The 13,596-nt window shown below is 71.3% G+C and carries 13 protein-coding genes; 4 read left to right on the forward strand and 9 right to left on the reverse strand.

All coding sequences use genetic code 11. The features are described from left to right. Positions 1–80: 80 nt before the first annotated feature. The gene (locus tag JOD60_RS09795; protein WP_076690450.1) at positions 81–1,349 is read left to right on the forward strand and encodes a CDP-glycerol glycerophosphotransferase family protein; all 1,269 of its coding nucleotides are present in this window, start codon (positions 81–83) and stop codon (positions 1,347–1,349) included. 129 nt (positions 1,350–1,478) lie between these two features. On the opposite strand, the gene JOD60_RS09800 is transcribed toward JOD60_RS09795, so the two are convergent. From JOD60_RS09800 to JOD60_RS09835, 8 genes are all read right to left on the reverse strand, one after another. Beyond that, entirely contained in the window at positions 1,479–2,765 is a 1,287-nt protein-coding gene (locus JOD60_RS09800; RefSeq protein WP_076690451.1) for a maltokinase N-terminal cap-like domain-containing protein, read from the reverse strand. A 100-nt stretch (positions 2,766–2,865) separates the two neighbouring features. Beyond that, positions 2,866–3,090: an SCO4848 family membrane protein gene (locus JOD60_RS09805; protein WP_076690452.1), complete on the reverse strand. Its 225-nt coding sequence runs from the start codon at positions 3,088–3,090 to the stop codon at positions 2,866–2,868. Further along, positions 3,087–4,322, reverse strand: coding sequence for a hypothetical protein (locus tag JOD60_RS09810; protein WP_076690453.1), 1,236 nt, complete (start codon positions 4,320–4,322; stop codon positions 3,087–3,089). The genes JOD60_RS09805 and JOD60_RS09810 overlap by 4 nt, the downstream gene beginning before the upstream one ends. A 312-nt stretch (positions 4,323–4,634) precedes the next feature. Beyond that, a complete protein-coding gene (locus JOD60_RS09815) occupies positions 4,635–6,044 on the reverse strand; it encodes an HNH endonuclease signature motif containing protein (RefSeq protein WP_157127924.1) in 1,410 nt (469 codons plus the stop codon). Positions 6,045–6,298: 254 nt separating this feature from the next. After that, the gene (locus JOD60_RS09820; protein ID WP_076690455.1) at positions 6,299–6,523 is read right to left on the reverse strand and encodes a hypothetical protein; all 225 of its coding nucleotides are present in this window, start codon (positions 6,521–6,523) and stop codon (positions 6,299–6,301) included. A 26-nt stretch (positions 6,524–6,549) separates the two neighbouring features. Beyond that, complete coding sequence (locus JOD60_RS09825) at positions 6,550–6,834, reverse strand: hypothetical protein (protein ID WP_076690456.1); 285 nt, start codon at positions 6,832–6,834, stop codon at positions 6,550–6,552. A 112-nt stretch (positions 6,835–6,946) separates the two neighbouring features. After that, positions 6,947–7,882: a hypothetical protein gene (locus tag JOD60_RS09830; RefSeq protein WP_076690457.1), complete on the reverse strand. Its 936-nt coding sequence runs from the start codon at positions 7,880–7,882 to the stop codon at positions 6,947–6,949. Positions 7,883–7,965: 83 nt separating this feature from the next. Next, a complete protein-coding gene (locus JOD60_RS09835; protein WP_076690458.1) occupies positions 7,966–8,658 on the reverse strand; it encodes a phosphocholine cytidylyltransferase family protein in 693 nt (230 codons plus the stop codon). A 194-nt stretch (positions 8,659–8,852) separates the two neighbouring features. On the opposite strand from JOD60_RS09835, the gene JOD60_RS09840 reads away from it, so the two are divergent. The 3 genes from JOD60_RS09840 (at position 8,853) to JOD60_RS09850 (ending at position 12,223) form a co-directional block, all read left to right on the forward strand. After that, on the forward strand, positions 8,853–10,361 hold the full coding sequence (locus JOD60_RS09840; RefSeq protein WP_084201976.1) for an ATP-binding cassette domain-containing protein: 1,509 nt from the start codon (positions 8,853–8,855) through the stop codon (positions 10,359–10,361). Next, positions 10,337–11,893, forward strand: a complete 1,557-nt coding sequence (locus JOD60_RS09845; RefSeq protein ID WP_076690459.1) for a hypothetical protein — start codon at positions 10,337–10,339, stop codon at positions 11,891–11,893. The genes JOD60_RS09840 and JOD60_RS09845 overlap by 25 nt, the downstream gene beginning before the upstream one ends. 66 nt (positions 11,894–11,959) lie before the next feature. After that, positions 11,960–12,223, forward strand: a complete 264-nt coding sequence (locus tag JOD60_RS09850) for a DUF3039 domain-containing protein (RefSeq protein ID WP_076690460.1) — start codon at positions 11,960–11,962, stop codon at positions 12,221–12,223. Between the two features lie 4 nt (positions 12,224–12,227). Here JOD60_RS09850 and JOD60_RS09855 read toward each other — a convergent pair whose 3' ends face one another. Next, positions 12,228–13,571 (reverse strand): nicotinate phosphoribosyltransferase, encoded by a 1,344-nt coding sequence (locus JOD60_RS09855; RefSeq protein ID WP_076690461.1) that lies wholly within the window; start codon positions 13,569–13,571, stop codon positions 12,228–12,230. Positions 13,572–13,596: the final 25 nt, after the last annotated feature.

The raw sequence follows: 13,596 nt of genomic DNA on the forward strand, positions 1-13,596 counted from the left end.
ATGCCACGCCACTCGGGCCCGGGAGGGCGCCGCGGGCCCGCGACGGCGGGGCCGGCCCGGCGGGGCCGTACCCTGGAGGGGTGGGATTCCTCTCGGACGGGCGCAAGGCTGTCGCGCTGCTGCGCAAGGCGCTGCGCAATCGCCGCGCCGTCATCGACGTGAGGTCCCGCCTCGCGCAACAGCCGCGGCATCCGGCCCAGCACTTCCGCATCGCGGTGTACTTCGCCGACGGCGACGTCAATATGTACCAGATCCGGCAGTGGTACAAGCCGCTCGCCGAGATCGCGAAGACATGGCCCGTCGTCGTGCTCAGCCGCAACGCGACGGGGGCGCGGGCGATCCTCGCCGACGATGCGCTGCCCGTCGCGTTCGTGCCGACGGTGCGCGACCTGGAGCGCTACGTCGCCGACCAGGACATCCGTGTCGTGTTGTACGTCAACCAGAACACGCGCAACTTCCAGATGTTCCGCTACGGGCGGCGCTGGCACGTGTTCATCAACCACGGCGAGTCCGACAAGATGTACATGACGACGAACCAGTTCAAGGCGTACGACGTCGCGTTCGTCGCCGGTGAGGCCGCGCGCCGGCGGCTGGCGCGGGTGCTCTGGGACTACGACCTCGACACCCGCACGATGCAGATCGGCCGGCCGCAGGCCGATCACTACTCCGGGACCCTGCCCTACATGCCGGACGAGCGCACGGTCGTGCTGTACGCGCCGACCTGGGAGGGTGATCGTCCGTCGGCGCACTACGGCTCGATCGCGACGCACGGCGAGGCGCTCGCCGCGGCGGTGCTCGCCTCGCCGGCGCACCGGCTCATCTACCGTCCCCACCCGCGGTCCGGTGTCGTCGACAGCGCCTACGGCGCCGCGAACCAGCGGATCATCGCCGCGATCGCGGCGGCCAACGCCGCCGACCCCCGTGCGCAGCACGTCTTCGACGACCAGCCCGACCTTGGCTGGCAGCTGGCCGCGGCCGACGTCGCGGTGGTCGACATCTCGGCCATGGTCTACGACCGGCTCGCCGCCGACCGGCCGCTGATGGTGACGCGGCCCGTCGACCCGGCCGCGATCGTCGACACGCACGGGTACCTCTCCGATGCGGAATGGCTGGATGCCGACGACGCGCCCCGCATCCTGGAGGAGACCGCCCGGGTGCTGTCCGACCCCGATGCCGTGTCGCGGTTGGAGGTGTGGGTGCGTCACTACTTCGGTGACACCGCCCCCGGCGCGGCCTCGGCGCGGTTCGCGGCGGCGATCGGCGAGCTCATGGCGCGGTGGGAGACCTGGCATCTCGCCTCGAGCGACGAGGACGATGACGCGGGCGAGGCCGAGCTCGACGACGAGTGACTTCGGGCGCGTGACGAGCCGCGCTCAGCGGGTGACGCGTCGCGTTCAGCGGGTGACGAGTCGCGCTCAGCGGGTGACACGTCGCGCTCAGCGCGTGACGAGCCGCGCTCAGCGGGCGACGAGTCGCGTTCAGCGGGCGACGAGTCGCGTGATGGCCGCGAGCGGGATCGCCAGCCATGCCGGTCGGTGGCGGGCCTCGTAGATCGCTTCGTAGACCGCCTTGTCGAGTTCCAGCGCGTTGAGGAGTGCACCCGAGGCCGTGACCCCCGACGCATCCCGGTACCCGCGGAGGAACGACTCTCGCGCCGCATCCGCCCACGCATCGGCGGATTCGCGGGCGTCGGGGGACGCCACCGCGAGGGAGCCGGCGACATAGTCGAACGAGCGCAGCATGCCCGCGATGTCGCGGAGCGCCAGATCGGGCGCACGACGCTCGTCGATGGGGCGCATGGGCTCGCCCTCGAAGTCCAGCAGCACCCAGCCGCGACCGGGTACCTGCAGCACCTGGCCGAGATGGTAGTCGCCGTGCACCCGCTGCAGCGCCGGCCACCGTGTGCTCGCGGCGGAGACGTACGTGCTCTCGATCGCGGTGCGGTGCGGTGCGAGCTGCGGCACCTCGCTGAGGGCGATGGCCAGCCGGCGACGCCAGGCGCCCGTGATGGCCGCCTGCGCGTCCGCGTCGGCGGCCGGTGCGGGAAAGAGGCGGGCGAGGTCGCGGTGCACCTCGGCCGTGGCACGTCCCAGGCTGTGGGCGTCGGCGGAGAAATCGGCGTGATCGGCGGCGGCCGTCAAGGCCACACGCCAGGCGTCAGCGACGTCCGGGAAGAACTCCTGGGCGAAGGCCAGCGAGCCCGATTCGCGAGCGCTGATCGGCCCGGGGGAGGACCATTCGCCGTCGACGCGGCCGATCACACGCGGCACGTGCGGCGAGCCGGCTCCCGCGAGCGCAGTCTGCAGTTCGATGTCGGGGTTGAGTCCCGCGTGGAGCCGGCGGAACACCTTGCAGATGATCGGGGTGCCGTGCCCGGGGTGGAAGATGATCGACGTGTTGGACTGCTCGCCCGAGAGCACCTCTGCGCGCGCGACGTCCTGATCCGGGGCGATCGTGCGCCAGAGCGCTCCGGTGTAGGCCGGGTCATGCGGGCCGTCGAGGAGGCGGCGCCCGGCATCGGTCAGTCCGATGAAGGATGCCGACGTCGCGGCATCCGTCGCCGTCCTGACCACGAGGGGCACCTGATAGACGATGGGCGCCCCTGGCGCGTCATCGGCGACGACGAGGACGCGCACCTCGGCGCCGGGATCGTCGGACGGCAGCAGCTCGTCGGACAGCACGCGCAGGCGGGGGATGCCGTCGGTGGAGGTGTACCAGCGCTGGCGCGGCATCCATGCCGTCAGGGCTGCCAGCGTGCTGTTCATGGATCGAGAGTAGTCAGCGGTGCGCAGACGTGTCGAGCGTGGCGCGGAGCGCCGTGAGGGGAGGGTGAGCCGGCGCCGCGCCCGGCGTGTCCGGAGGCCCTTACGCGGCCGGCGAGAACATCGCCGCGATCGCCGCGATGGCCGAGGCGAGAGCGATGGTCAGGGCCAGCGCGATGAGGACCGCGTGCACGATGAGGAACCGGGTCGGCTTGCCGTCCGCCCCGCGAGCGCGGGGGTCTTTCGCGACGCGGGTGTAGAAGCGCGGCCAGACCACGACGTTGAAGACGGCGTTGACGAGCAGCAGGGCAATGAGGACGGCAGTCACTCCCCGAGCCTACCGAGCGCGCCGACCAGCGCATCGCGGCGTGCCGCGCGGGCCGCGGCGCGACGGCCCTTGCGGTTCTGCGGCGGGCGGCGGTCGAAGATCCAGGCGGGGTAGGTGGAGTGCAGGACTGCGGCGTAAACGGGGGCCAGGGAGTTGGCGGGGTCGATGCGAGCGGCTTCGCGGACGAGCGTGTCGGCCGCCGAAGCGATGCCCACCGCCCAGCGCACCCAGGCGAGGGCGCACATGGCCCAGGAGCGCTCGGGGAGTCCGCAGTGGACGACGGCCCGGCCGAGCAGGAGCGCGCCCCGGTGCAGGCGGTCGGGGTCCGGGATCGTCGGTGTGTCGCCGACCAGCATGCGCGCTCTGCGGAGTTCGTCAGCCGGCATCCGTCCGCTCTCCATGTCTTCGCGGCGGATCTCGAAGGGCTGCACTCCGGCTTCGGCCGCGCGTTGCCGTGTCGCGAGCGTCACCTGCCACGATGCATCGGCGACTGCCCGACCGAAGGCGATCTGCAGCACCGTGCGATCGACGTCGCCCTCCGTGAGCATCGTCGACAGCAGGCGGGCGAGGCTCAGCGGTCCGACGGTGTCGGGGTCGCGGGCGAGCAGGTCTTCGAGCAGGTCGATCGGATCGGGCGGTGCGCACCGGCGCACGACGCCGAAGGCGTCGCATTCGCCGTCGTCGACGAAGCGATCGAGCAGGGCGAGGTCGACGTGCTCGGCCAACTCGGCATCGCGGGCGGGGAGTCGCTCGGGCGCGGGGCGATGGTGGAGCTCGGCCGGGATCGCGGCGCGCGCGGCGTCGAGCTCGGCGAGGTCGCGCTCGCCCGCCTGCTCGAAGTACCCGCACCAGGCGTCGTCTGCCACGATGGCGGCGTCCTTGGTGCCGTAGCCGGCATCGGCGAGGCGTTCCATGAGGCCGGCGAGCAGTTCGATGAGCGGGTGCTCGGCGATCACGAACGGATCATCGGTGTAGGCGACCAGCGTGACGCCGTCGCAGTCGAGGCGGGCGAGGGTCGAGATCAGGTTGGGGGCCAGCCTCGCGACGACGGAGGGCACTTCGTCGACATCGCGCAGCGGGGGGAACGCGGTGCGGAAAGCGCCGCTGCTGCGTTTGTCCCAGAACGGCAGTACCGCGAGGCACGCCCGCAGCTCCAGCCCGCAGGACACTTCGGTGAGGGCGACGATCTCAGCGGTCGTGACGGCTTTGATGATGGTGGTCGGTTCATCCATGCGGCCATGGTCGCGCCGACGCCGCGCGCGTGGGAGCCGACCATGGCGAACGGGGGATAACTCCCGGAAGTGCCCGCCTGTGGAGAGGGCGAAGAGAGTCGGACGCCGGCGATCGCGTCGCGCTTCCCCCGGTGATCGAGTGCCCGCGCGGCGCTGCGCCGGTGATCGGGTGCGCGCGTGGGGTGGCTGCTGCTTCCGGTGATCGGGTGCGCGCGTGGGGTGGCTGCTGCTTCCGGTGATCGGGTGCGCGCGTGGGGCTGCTTCCGCCTCCGGTGATCGAGTGCCCGCGAGGGACGAGCGGGCGTACCGAGATCAGGTCTTCAGGATGGTGCGGTGGAGTCTGGTGGGTGAGGTGGTGGCGGGTCGCCACTGGTGGTCGGTGCCCCACCAGCCGGGTGCTTTGACTTCGGGGATGCCGTGGTTCATGCGGATCTGCCAGCCGATGCGGTCGAGGAATCGGTGGTGGTACCAGCAGAGAAGGACGCCGTTGTCGGTGTGGGTGGGACCGCCCGCGGCGTGTTCGGTGACGTGATGGATTTCGCACCAGGATGCGGGGACGGTGCAGCCCGGGATGATGCAGCCGCCGTCTCGGAGGGTGATTGCGCGGCGTTGGTAGCGGTTGAAGACGCGGTCGCGAGTGTCGATGCGGATGATGCGGCCGTCGTCGCGGCTGGTGACGCGTTGGATGGTGCCGGCGCAGGCGACGTGGCGGGCGAGGTCCACGGTGACGGGTTGGCCACACCCTTGTACGTGCGCGTAGCCGCGGCCGGTGTCGAGGTCTTCTGCGGTGACGGAGACGACCAGGGTGGGGGCGTGTCCGCCGATGGTGGGCAGCAGCCCACTGGACGCAGCGGCGGTGAGGGCGGCGGCGAGGGCGTCGTGTTGTTTCTGGGCGCGGGTGCGGGTGTCTTCGGCGGTGAGGAAAGGTTCCCCGTCCTCATACGTTGCGGTCGGGTCGTCGAAGGTGACTTTGGGAGCGAGGTGCGCGTCGAAGATGGTCTGCAGTTGCGCGGCGACTTCGGGAAGCAGGGTGCCGCGGAGGGGGACGCCGGTTGGGGTTGCGGTGCCGAGGGTGATCCCGCGGGCGCGCAGCGCTGCGCGTTCGCGGGGTTCGGCGCCGTCGGGGTCGAGCGCGAGCGCCCACGCCTGCGCGTGCACCCGCAGAATCCCCGCGGATGCCGGCGGTGCCCCATCGGCGCCGGTGCCGCGGGCTTCGGCGACGACGACGGCTTCGGCGTCCCGCCGCGCGGCAGGCGCGATCCGCGGGGACGACGCCTGCAGCGGATCGGCGATCGCGAGGATTCCGTCGACGCCGACCACCCCGTCGAGCATCGCCTCGCGGACGTCGGGGAACGGCGGGGCGAGGATCTCCCCGGTCGTGGTGGACACGTCGGGGCGGACCGCGCGGGCGGCGCGGTGCAGGCGAGCTGCCGTGCGTGAGTCGACGCGGGTGAGGGTCTCGACCAGTTCGGTCACGCTCGCGCACCCCAGGTGCGTGGTCATGAAGTCGTCCCGATACCCGTGCTCGGAGCGGCGGGACACTTCACCGACCGCGTCGACCAGCAGGGCCTCCGTCAGACGGGACAACTCCCCGATCGCGGATAGGTGTCGGGCGAGTTCGTGCTCCGTCGCCCGTTCCAGCATCCGCCCGTCCGCGCACTCCCGCACCAGCTGGGATGCCTGCGCGAGCAGGTCATCCAGCGGGGCGGTGAGGAGGTCCATACCCTCCATTGTGGTCGGGGCCACCGACATTCACCGGCCGGAAAACCCCCGATCGAACCTGAGAAACCAGACTCCTTCATGAGAGTTCTCTCATGGGACGGTAGGGGCGTTTCGTCTCGTCGCTGGCGCTCCTCGCGGGGCGACCGGGGGTCGGGCGAGCCGGCTACGGTCGGCTCGTCGCTGGCGCTCCTCGCGGGGCGACCGGGGTGGGGCGCGGACGTCGCTGGCGCTCCTCGCGGGGCGACGGGGAAAGATCAGGGGCGGGGCGCGTCGGAATCCGGATCTGCCGCGGCATCCTGCTCGGCCTCTTCGACGAGGACCTCGATGGGAACCGAGAAGGCGACGCCGGCGGCGCCGAGCACGCCGATGTCATCGACGGCAGGAGGCAGAACCTCCGTGAGCTCGCGCGGTTCCCACGGCTCGGCGGGAAGCCCGGCCCACTCGGTCGGCTCCTCGGGGCGGCTCTGGAAGATTCCCATACGCCTATTGTGCGCCTTCCGCGTGATCACAGGACGAAGCGCCAGCAGTACTCCTCGTCGGTTCGCCAGCGATACCAGGCGACGGTCACGACCAGGGAGTCGGGGTCGGTGCCGCACAGGCACAGTGCGACATCCTCGCCGGGCAGCACCTGCCCGAGGTGCTCGGAGACCCCATCGGAGCGGAACACACGGACGAAATCCGCCGGTTCGGCGCTCGTGTTCGTGACGGTGGGGTGCCGATCCTCCGCGCGGTGCACGGACCAGGGAACGCGGTACGGGCGGGGTCTTCCGGTGTCGAGGGCTCTCAGCATGCCCGCGACGGTAGGAGCCGCCACCGACCCGCCACGGCCGGAATCCGGTGGCCGAGCGCCGATCTGTGGAAACTCCGTGGACGAGCGTGTCTGGGGAGAGACCGGTGCCGTGTCAGTCGGCGAGGAGAGCCGCGCCGTCGCCGTCCTCGTCATTGCCGCGGCGCCGTTTCGGTGTCGCTTTCGCGACCGCGGTGCCCACGGCATCCGTCACTCGTCGCGAGCCCGCCGTCATGGCTGCGCCGGCGCGACGGAGGCGGCCCGCGGCCGCGGTCTCCAGGCGCGTGGCGCCCGGGCGAGGCTCGAGCTCGGCCGGGTACTGCACGGGCGGGACGCCGAACGCGCGGCGCGAGCCGATCACGACCCGTCGGCCGAGAAGATGATTGCCAGTCCCGCCCACGGCGGCGCCGATGCCGAACGGCAGCGCCTTGCCGATGATCGACGCGCCACCCTTCGCAGCGAACTGGTGGACGAAGGTCGTCTTCAGTCGATCGACGAGCGGGCCGACTGCGGCGCGGGGGAGCGACTTGGTGATGAGCTCGCCCCAGTACCGGTCGCGGCTGACGCCCTTGCCGGCCAGCTGCCGACCGAGCTGCGCAACCAGGTCGACACCCTCCTTGCCGAGCATGAGCGTCAGCACGAGCGCCCGCGCCCGGTCGGGATTGTCCACCCGGATGCCGTGCAACTCGGCGAGGGACTGCGCGAACAGGGCGGTGGCGTCGAGGAAGCCGACGGTCTCGACACCCGACAGGGCGAGCGTGACGCCGGTGCCGATGCCCGGGACGACGGCTGTCGCCCCGACGGCTGCGCCGCCGGTCGTGACGGCGGCGAGATACCGGCGTTCGAGCATCCGGACGATCTCGGCGGTCGTCGCATCGGGGTGGCGTAGGCGGATGCTGCGCAGATGCGCGATCACGACCGGGCGCTGCACCTGCAGCACGCGGTCGAGCGCGCGGATCGTGCGGGGATGCTCAGTCGACCCCTCGGGCGGCAGACCGCCATCCCACGGGGAATCGTCGGGCAGCGAGTGGATGCGGTGGACCTTGGCCATATCGGCTCGATCCTAAGCAGGCCCGCTGAGCGAGCGCTGTAGGACCCGAGGCCCGGTGCGCCGGGCGCGAGGGCCGGTGCGCGTCAGACGAACTGGTTCGCGCGCTCGAGGTCTTCGGCGAAGTCCACCTCGACGGCGTAGAGGTCGGAGATGTCCAGCGGCTCCAGCAGCAGGCCGTTCTCGACGATTGCGAGCTCGAGGCCGCGCTCGAAGTAGTCCTGGTCGTCGACCCGCCCGAGCTGCGCGATGAGCGCACGCTTGTCGCGGCTGGAGATGTAGTTGATGCCGACGGCCTCGCCGATGCCGCCCTTGACCGTCTTCGACAGCTCCTTGATGTAGCCCTCGGCATCCACCGTGTACTTGACCTCTTCGTCGCTCACCTTCGCGGTGTTCACGGTGACGAACGACTGGTCGCGCTCGATCAGCTCGATCGCGCGTCCCAGGACCCGCGGGTCGAACACGACGTCGCCGTTCATCCACAGCACGCCGCCCTTGCCCGTCGCCTTGAGGGCGCGCAGCAGGCTCTTGGAGGTGTTCGTCTGGTCGTAGCGCTCGTTGTATACGTACTCGACGTGCGGGAACGCGTCGACGATGGTCTCGGCGCGGTAGCCGACGACGGTGGTGATGCGGGCGTTCCGGCCGAACGCGGCGCGGATGTTGTCGTGCTGCTGACCCATGATCGTGCGCCCGTCGCTGAGCTCGGTGAGGGGCTTGGGCAGGCTGCGCCCGAGCCGCGAGCCCATGCCGGCGGCGAGGATGACGGTCTGAAGGGTCAAGAGGTGCTCCTGGGGAAGGTGTTCACTGTCAGTTCGACGTGCGGACACTCCTTCGTGCCGTCGCTATGGTAGCGAAGGCACCTGAGAAGGCGCAGGAAGGCCCTGGTCCGTTGTCGATTCGTGACAATCGGAGTACGCTCACACCCTCCGAAAGACGATATCTGGACGTCGGGGCGGCTTGCTAGGTTTGACGGGTGACCGCCTCCCTGCCGCTCCCCGAGGACGACGCGGGCGTGCACGCGCTGCCGCCGTTGCCCCCCGTCGCCGCCTCGCAGGCGGCGGCACGGTTCGACGCCGCGACGGATGCCGAGGCTTCCGCCGCAGCAGATGCCGCACCCGCTCCGGACGAGTCGGCACCCCGCCCGCGCCCGCCGCGCAAGACTCCCGCCGCCCGAGCGACGACTCCGCGCAAGCCCGCTGCGAAGCGCGCTCCGCGGGCCAAGAAGGCCGTCGTCCCGCCGCCGCCTCCGGAGATTGCGGCCGAGGTCGCCGCGGCCCAGTTCGAGGCCGCCGCGCATGTCGACGACCGAGAAGCGGTCGCCCTGCCGCCCGAGACCGAGGCCGTGTCGCAGACCGTCGTGGAGCCGGAACCCGAGAGCCAGGTTGAGCTCGAGCCGGAGCCTGAGCCCGACATCGTCCTGGCGCCGGAGCCTGAACCCGTAGTCGCGCTCGAGCCGGAGCCGGAGCCGGAGCCCGAGGTCGAGCTCGAGCCCGAACCAGAACCCGAGGTCGAGCCAGAGCCCCAGATCGAGCCGGAACCCGAGGTCGAATCGGAACCCGAGGTCGAGCCGAGACTCGAGTCGGAGCCTGTCGTCGACCCCACTCACGACGACGTCCTTGCCGCGGACACGCCGGCGGATGTGCCCGACGACGCCGACGCGCTGCTGCAGATCGTCACTGATGTCGACGTGGACGTCATCACCGACCTCGATGTGGATGCCGCGGTGCCCGCGGTGCGGTTGCAGGGCGTCACCAAGGCGTTCGGGGGAGTGCCCGCCGTCGACGCGATCGACCTGACCATCGCGGCGGGCAGCTTCTACGGCATCGTCGGGCCCAACGGCGCGGGCAAGACCACGACGCTGTCGATGATCGCGGGGCTGCTGCGCCCCGACAGCGGCACGATCTCGGTCGCCGGCGTCGACCTGAAGGCTCAGCCGCGTCGCGCAAAGCGTCAGATGGGGATCCTCCCCGACCGACTCCGCACCTTCGACCGGCTCACCGGTCGGCAGCTGCTCCATTATTACGGCGTGCTGCGGGGCCTGCGCGCGTCGGTCGTCGAGAGCCGCATCGCCGATCTTGCGCGCGCCTTCGACCTCACCGACGCGCTCGGGCGCACCGTCTCGGACTACTCGGCAGGCATGACGAAGAAGCTCATGCTGGCCGGCGCGATGATCCACTCGCCGCGCGTGCTCGTGCTGGACGAGCCGTTCGAGTCCGTCGACCCCGTCTCCTCGGCCGTGATCCTCGACATCCTCACCGCCTACGTCGAGCACGGCGGAACCGTGGTGCTCTCCAGCCACGGCATGGAGCTCGTCGAGCGGGTGTGCAGCGGCCTCGCGGTCATCGTCGCGGGTCACGTGCTCGCGGAAGGCACCGTCGACGAGGTGCGCGGCGAGCGCACGCTCGAGGAGCGCTTCATCGAGCTGGCGGGCGGGATCAGCGACGTGGAGGGCCTGGAGTGGTTGCACACGTTCTCCGACTGAGGCTCGACCTCCTGATCGGTGCGCTGCGCGGTGACCGCCGGCGGGTGACCCGCCATGCGATAGCGCTCGTGCTCCTCATCGTCGCCGTCGGCGTCGTCTGCGCCGGCATCCTGAGCCTGCGCACCGCGCCCGACGACGTCGCCTTCGCCGTGACGATGATCGGGTGCTCGGCCCTGACGCTCGGCTTCTTCGTCGCGGCGATCGTCGGGGGAGCCGACGACCAACTCGATCCGCGGCGGTTCGCCGTGTTCGGCGCCACCCCGCGCGCGACCGCGTGGGCGACGCTTCCCGCCAGCGTCATCAGCGTCCCCGTCCTCGGTGTCGTGGTGGTCGCGGCGGCACTTGCGACGATGTGGATCGCGCACGGCGCGACGACCGCGGTCGCCGTGGCGTCGGCGGTGCTGGGCGTCCTCACCTGCATGCTGTTCGCGAAGATCGCCCTCGCGATCGTGGGGCTCGTCCTGCGTGATCGGCGTTCGCGAGAGCTGACGGGCGTCTTCCTCATCGCGATGCTCGTCGTCGTCGTTCCGGTGGTGGTGTTCCTCGCCTCGCTGGAGTGGCGTGGCGAGGTTCCCTCGGCGCTCACCCAGGCCGTCGACGTGCTCGCACTCACACCGCTCGGTGCGGCGTGGTCTCTCCCCGGGAGGGAACTGACGGGGTCGTTCGCGGCGCCCCTGCTCGTGGCGGTGGTGACGCTTCTCGCGCAGACCGCGCTGTGGCTGTGGCTCGTCGACCGACTCCTGACGACGACGGAGCGGCCGGGGTCGGCGCGGGAACGTCGGGGCCTCGGCTGGTTCGACCTCACCGGGGGCACGCCCGCCGGCGGCATCGCGGCGCGCAGTCTCATCTACTGGCTCCGCGATCCGCGCTACCTCGTCAACGTCGCGATCGTGCCGGTCGCGGCGATCGTGACGATCGTCCCGCTCGTGCTCGTCGGGGTGCCGTTGGCAACGGCAGTGCTGCTGCCCGCCCCCCTCATGGCGCTCTTCCTGGGCTGGCTCGCGCACAACGACCTTGCGTACGACTCCACGGCGCTGTGGATGCACATCGCGAGCGCGGTCCGCGGCAGCGCCGACCGTGCCGGGCGGCTCGTTCCGGTGGTGGCCCTCGGCATCCTGATCCTCGCCGTCACCATCCCGGTGACGGTCTCACTGCACGGGCGGTGGGCGATCCTGCCCGCGATGGTCGGTGTGTGCGCGAGCCTGTTCCTCTGCGGGCTCGGCCTGTCGTCGGTCGCCTCCGTCGTCGCCCCCTACCCCGTCTCGCGCCCCGGTGACAGTCCCTTCCAGCAGCCGCAGCGCACCGGCGGCGGGCTGTCGCAGGGGGTCGTGCTCGTCGGCGCCGTGCTGCTGAGCCTGCCGTCGCTGTGGTGGGGATGGCTCACCCTCAGCGTCGATGCGGAATGGGCCTGGACGGCGCTGTGGGGCGGCATCGGCATCGGCGTGGTGGTGCTGATCGCGGGCATCCTCGGCGGCGGCGCGGTCTTCGACCGCAGCGGCGGACGTCTCATGGAGTTCGCCGAGTCGACCTGACCCGGTGGACTCCTGCGCCTGTGGAACCCGCCTCGCGCGCGGTGTCCGCCGCTAAACTCGAACACCATGAGCACCCCACTGGATCGCCCCGACGACGGCGGTGTCGCCACCCTGGACCGCGAGCTCGAAGAGCTGCTGCGCGAGGAGAACATCGAGCCGGGCGACCACGAGCGCTTCTCGCACTACGTCAAGAAGGACAAGATCCTCGAGTCCGCACTGACCGGCAAGCCGGTGCGCGCGCTCTGCGGCAAGAAGTGGACGCCGGGACGCGACCCGGAGAAGTTCCCCATCTGCCCCACGTGCAAGGAGATCTACGAGTCGATGATCTGACCCGTCAGCCGGCGTCGGTGTAGACCGTCGGCAGAGCCGGGTCGGAGCGGCTCAACGCGAGGGCGCGCACCGGCAGCTCCTCGCGCACCCGCGCGTGGTGTGCACGGGCCGCGGCCACTCCGGCGGCGCCTTCATACCCGGCATCCGTCTCGCCCTGCTCCACCAGGGTGACCAGCAGCGGTCGCGCGTCGGGATGCCGGCTCGCCGGCGACAGCTCCTCGAACCCGTCCGAGACGACGATGAGCTCGCTCGTCGCGGTCCCCTCATCGAGTGTGCGGAAGGCGGCCTTGCGTCCGCCCTTGGACCCCTTGTCCGTCGACGTCTTCGCCACCGCGACCCACCCGCCGCCCGCGTCCTGGCGCGCGACGAGCTTGTAGACCATGCCCGCCGTCGGCGCCCCCGAGCCGGTGACCACCGACGTGCCGACACCGTAGGAGTCGACGGGGGATGCCGCCAGGGCCGCGATCGCGAACTCGTCGAGATCGCTGGTGACCGTGATCTTCGTCGCCGTGGCGCCCAGATCGTCCAGTTGCGCGCGCACCGCCGCCGCGACGGCCGGCAGGTCGCCGGAGTCGATGCGCACCCCGCCGAGCGCCGTGCCGGCCACCCGGATCGCCGTCGCGACGCCCTCGCGGATGTCGTACGTGTCGATGAGCAGCGTCGTCTCCGTGCCGAGCGCGTCGATCTGGCTGCGGAAGGCCTGCTCCTCGGTGTCGTGCAGGAGGGTCCAGGCGTGCGCGGCGGTCCCCATCGTCGGGATGCCCCAGGCGCGTCCGGCCTCCAGGTTGCTCGTGGCGTCGAACCCGGCGATGTAGGCCGCCCGCGCCGCGGCGACGGCGGACTGCTCGGCGGCACGGCGCGACCCCATCTCGGCCAGCGGGCGGTCGCCGGCGGCGATGCTCATGCGTGCGGCGGCGTTCGCGACGGCGGAGTCGTGGTTCAGGATGCTGAGGGCGATGGTCTCCAGCACGACGGCCTCGGCGAACGTCCCCTCCACGATGAGGATGGGGGAGCCGGGGAAGTACAGCTCTCCCTCGCGGTAGCCGCGGATCGTTCCGCTGAAGCGATACCCGGCGAGGAAGTCCAGCGTCTCGCGGCTGACCACGCGGTGGTCGCTGAGGTAGCGCAGCTCGTCGTCGCCGAACCGGAAGTCGCGCAGCTGCTGCAGCAGGCGTCCCGTGCCGGCGACGACGCCGAAGCGGCGGGCGCCCGGGAGGCGCCGACCGAAGAGCTCGAAGACGCAGCGGCGGGATGCCGTGCCGTCGCGCAGCGCCGCATCGATCATCGTCAGCTCGTACCGGTCGGTGAGCAGCGCGGTCGACGGTGCCTGAGCGTCGCGGGGGGTCATGCGATTCACCCTATCGACGGCGGCG

Origin of the sequence: Microbacterium aurum, assembly GCF_016907815.1 — a bacterium.
GTDB lineage: Bacteria > Actinomycetota > Actinomycetes > Actinomycetales > Microbacteriaceae > Microbacterium > Microbacterium aurum.

Excerpts from the sequence above, each read along its gene's own strand:
- JOD60_RS09800 (WP_076690451.1), bottom strand. The coding sequence starts at position 2,765 with ATGAACAGCACGCTGGCAGCCCTGACGGCATGGATGCCGCGCCAGCGC.
- JOD60_RS09810 (WP_076690453.1), bottom strand. The coding sequence starts at position 4,322 with ATGGATGAACCGACCACCATCATCAAAGCCGTCACGACCGCTGAGATC.
- JOD60_RS09815 (WP_157127924.1), bottom strand. The coding sequence starts at position 6,044 with ATGGACCTCCTCACCGCCCCGCTGGATGACCTGCTCGCGCAGGCATCC.
- JOD60_RS09820 (WP_076690455.1), bottom strand. The coding sequence starts at position 6,523 with ATGGGAATCTTCCAGAGCCGCCCCGAGGAGCCGACCGAGTGGGCCGGG.
- JOD60_RS09825 (WP_076690456.1), bottom strand. The coding sequence starts at position 6,834 with ATGCTGAGAGCCCTCGACACCGGAAGACCCCGCCCGTACCGCGTTCCC.
- JOD60_RS09830 (WP_076690457.1), bottom strand. The coding sequence starts at position 7,882 with ATGGCCAAGGTCCACCGCATCCACTCGCTGCCCGACGATTCCCCGTGG.
- JOD60_RS09850 (WP_076690460.1), top strand. The coding sequence starts at position 11,960 with ATGAGCACCCCACTGGATCGCCCCGACGACGGCGGTGTCGCCACCCTG.
- JOD60_RS09855 (WP_076690461.1), bottom strand. The coding sequence starts at position 13,571 with ATGACCCCCCGCGACGCTCAGGCACCGTCGACCGCGCTGCTCACCGAC.